This window comes from Kytococcus sp. HMSC28H12 (assembly GCF_001816045.1).
Classification (GTDB): Bacteria; Actinomycetota; Actinomycetes; order Actinomycetales; family Dermatophilaceae; genus Kytococcus; species Kytococcus schroeteri.
Map to the genome: position 1 here is coordinate 1 of NZ_KV824359.1, position 3,350 is coordinate 3,350.

5 protein-coding genes are annotated in these 3,350 nt (G+C 72.8%); all 5 read right to left on the reverse strand.

The annotated features are described in order from the left end of the window. A partial coding sequence (ruvC, locus tag HMPREF3099_RS03885; RefSeq protein ID WP_070704222.1) for a crossover junction endodeoxyribonuclease RuvC occupies nt 1-473 on the reverse strand: 473 nt, incomplete at its 3' end. 4 nt (nt 474-477) lie between these two features. Then, on the reverse strand, nt 478-1,239 hold the full coding sequence (locus HMPREF3099_RS03890) for a YebC/PmpR family DNA-binding transcriptional regulator (protein WP_070704225.1): 762 nt from the start codon (nt 1,237-1,239) through the stop codon (nt 478-480). Between the two features lie 71 nt (nt 1,240-1,310). Then, entirely contained in the window at nt 1,311-2,003 is a 693-nt protein-coding gene (gene pdxT, locus HMPREF3099_RS12285; RefSeq protein ID WP_070704228.1) for a pyridoxal 5'-phosphate synthase glutaminase subunit PdxT, read from the reverse strand. Beyond that, nucleotides 2,000-2,896: a pyridoxal 5'-phosphate synthase lyase subunit PdxS gene (gene pdxS / locus HMPREF3099_RS12290; RefSeq protein WP_070704230.1), complete on the reverse strand. Its 897-nt coding sequence runs from the start codon at nt 2,894-2,896 to the stop codon at nt 2,000-2,002. The genes pdxT and pdxS overlap by 4 nt, the downstream gene beginning before the upstream one ends. Before the next feature lie 57 nt (nt 2,897-2,953). After that, nucleotides 2,954-3,350: hypothetical protein (locus tag HMPREF3099_RS12715; protein WP_168168428.1), on the reverse strand; the 397-nt coding region annotated here is incomplete at its 5' end.

Consider the following 3,350-nt stretch of genomic DNA (forward strand, 5'->3'; position numbering starts at 1 on the left):
CCCCCGCCGCGCCACACCTGGGCGATGCCCAGCGCGAGCGCGTCGGCGGCGTCCGCCGGGCGGGGCGGGGTGTCCAGCGCCAGGATGCGCGTCACCATCGCGGTGACCTGCTCCTTGCCCGCCCGGCCGTTGCCGCACACGGCGGCCTTCACCTCGCTCGGGGTGTGCTGGCCCACCTCCACCCCGGCGCGCGCGGCGGCCACCAGCGCGACCCCGCTGGCCTGGACGGTTCCCATGATGGTGCTCACGTCCGACCGGGCGAAGATGCGCTCCACCGCCACCGCGTCCGGCTGATAGCGCTCGATCCACTCCTCGATGCGGCGGCTCACCGCCAGGAGGCGCTGCTCGGGCAGGGCGTCAGTGTTGGTGCGGGCCACGTCGACCGCCACCATCCGCAGCGCACCCCCGCGGCGGCCCTCGACGACGCCCAGGCCGCACCGCGTGAGGCCGGGGTCGACGCCGAGGACCCGCACCGGGTCAGTCCTCGGAGTCGAGCTCGGCCAGCACCGCGTCCGGCACGTCGGCGGCGGCGTAGACCTCCTGCACGTCGTCGCAGTCCTCGAGCGCGTCGATGAGGCGGAACAGCTTGCGCGCCCCCTCGGCGTCCAGCTCGATCGGGGTGATCGGCAGCATCTTCACGTCGGCGGAGTCGTAGTCGACGCCCGCCTCCTGCAGCGCGGTGCGCACGGGGACCATGTCCGACGGCTCGGTGGTCACCTCGAAGCCGGCCTCGCCCATGTCGGTGAGCTCCTCGGCGCCGGCCTCCAGGACGATCTCCATGAGCTCGTCCTCGGACTTCTCACCGGCGGGCACCACGACCACGCCCTTGCGGTGGAAGTTGAAGGCCACCGAGCCGGAGTCGGCCATCTGGCCGCCGTTGCGGGTGAGCGCGGTGCGCACCTCCATGACGGCGCGGTTCTTGTTGTCGCTCAGGCACTCGATGATGAGGCCCACGCCGCCGGGGGCGTAGCCCTCGTAGGTCAGCGTCTGGTAGTCCGCGCCACCGCCCTCGGCACCGGAGCCGCGCTTCACCGCACGGTCGATGTTGTCATTGGGCACCGAGCTCTTCTTGGCCTTCTGGATGGCGTCGAACAGGGACGGGTTGCCCGCCGGGTCGCCGCCGCCGGTGCGGGCGGCCACCTCGATGTTCTTGATCAGCTTGGCGAAGAGCTTGGCACGCTTGGCGTCGATCGCCGCCTTCTTGTGCTTGGTCGTTGCCCACTTGGAGTGACCGGCCACGGTGCTCCCTCTGCTCGGTACGAAAGGTCTGGTTGCAGCGGGTCATCCTAACGACCCGTGGTGCGGCTGCCTCAGTCGCGGGCGGCGCGCACCATCTCCACGAAGTACTCGTGGACGCGGCGGTCGCCGGTGACCTCGGGGTGGAAGGAGGTGGCCAGCAGGGCGCCCTGGCGCACGGCCACCACCCGCTCGGCGGCCGCCGGCTCGGGGTGCTCGCCGTCCACCGGGTCGGTGCGCGGCACGCGGGCCAGGACCTCGACGCCCTCGCCCACCTCCTCGACCCACGGGGCCCGGATGAACACGGCGTGCACCAGCTCGGTGGTGCCCTCGCGCAGGGCGGGAACGGGCAGGTGGGTCTCGAAGGAGTCCACCTGGCGACCGAAGGCGTTGCGCCGGACCGTCATGTCGATGCCGCCGAGCGTCTGCTGCTCGGGGTGCCCGTCGAGCACCCGGTCGGCCAGCATGATCATCCCCGCGCAGGAACCGTAGACCGGCATGCCCGCGGCGATGCGCTCGAGCAGCGGCTCGCGCAGCCCGAACAGGCGGGTGAGCTTGTCCATGACGGTGGACTCCCCGCCCGGGACGACCAGACCGTCCACCGCGGCGAGCTCCTGGGGACGGCGCACCGCGACGGTCCGCGCGCCGCTGGCCTCCAGCGCGTGCACGTGCTCGCGCACGTCGCCCTGGACGGCCAGCACGCCCACCAGCGGCGCTCCCCCGTCGTGGGACGAGGGAGCGCCGTGGGTGTGGTCGGTCGCGCTCACCAGCCGCGCTCGGCGAGGCGGTGGGGCTCGGCGATGCCCTCGACGTTGAGGCCCACCATCGCCTCGCCCAGACCGCGGGAGACCTCGGCGATCTTGGCCGGGTCGTCGTGGAAGGTGGTGGCCTGGACGATGGCCTTGGCGCGCTCGGCGGGGTTGCCGGACTTGAAGATGCCCGAGCCCACGAAGACGCCCTCGGCGCCCAGCTGCATCATCATCGCGGCGTCGGCCGGGGTGGCGATGCCGCCGGCGGTGAACAGCACGACCGGCAGCTTGCCGTTCTGCGCCACCTCCTTGACCAGCTCGTAGGGGGCCTGCAGCTCCTTGGCGGCCACGTACAGCTCGTCCTCGGCCAGCGTGGTGAGGCGGTTGATCTCGGCGCGGATGGTGCGCATGTGGGTGGTGGCGTTGGACACGTCGCCGGTGCCGGCCTCGCCCTTGGAGCGGATCATGGCCGCGCCCTCGGTGATGCGGCGCAGGGCCTCGCCCAGGTTGGTGGCGCCGCAGACGAAGGGCACGTCGAAGGCGAACTTGTCGATGTGGTTGGCGTAGTCGGCCGGGGTGAGCACCTCGGACTCGTCCACGTAGTCGACGCCGAGGGACTGCAGCACCTGCGCCTCGACGAAGTGGCCGATGCGGGCCTTGGCCATCACCGGGATCGACACCGCCTCGATGATGCCGTCGATGAGGTCGGGGTCGCTCATGCGCGCCACGCCGCCCTCGGTGCGGATGTCCGCGGGGACGCGCTCGAGAGCCATCACCGCCACGGCGCCGGCATCCTCGGCGATGCGGGCCTGCTCGGGGGTGACCACGTCCATGATCACGCCGCCCTTGAGCATCTCGGCCATGCCGCGCTTCACACGGGCGGTGCCGGTGGTGGGGTTCTGCTCAGTCACGTCGATGTGCCTTTCGCTGTGCTGGGGGGACGCCTCCGGGCGCGGAGGGCCGGTCCCTCAGTCTACGTCGCGCTCACCGTCGGCCGAGCGCAGGTACGGGACGTCGTCCTCCACCTCCAGCGGCTCGGGGCGGCTCACCCCGCGCGAGAGCCCCAGGAGGCGCGCGGTGCGGCCGTCCACGATGTGACGGGTGGCCCGCACCTCCTCGTTGTGGTGCAGCCGCTGGGCGTGCACCCGCTCCGACGCGCGGGCGAGGGCCTGCTTGGCGGCCAGGCGCTGCGGTCCGAGCTCCCCGCCGCTGGCGCCCCCGCTGCCGTGGCGCTGGTGGAAGGCGCGACGCAGGGCCTCGGTGAGGTGCTCCTCGGCCTCGAGCCGGTCGGGGCCCATGACCTCGCCGGGGCCGGCGGCGTCGCAGGCGTCCAGCACGTCGCCCACGGTGCGCAGCACGATGACC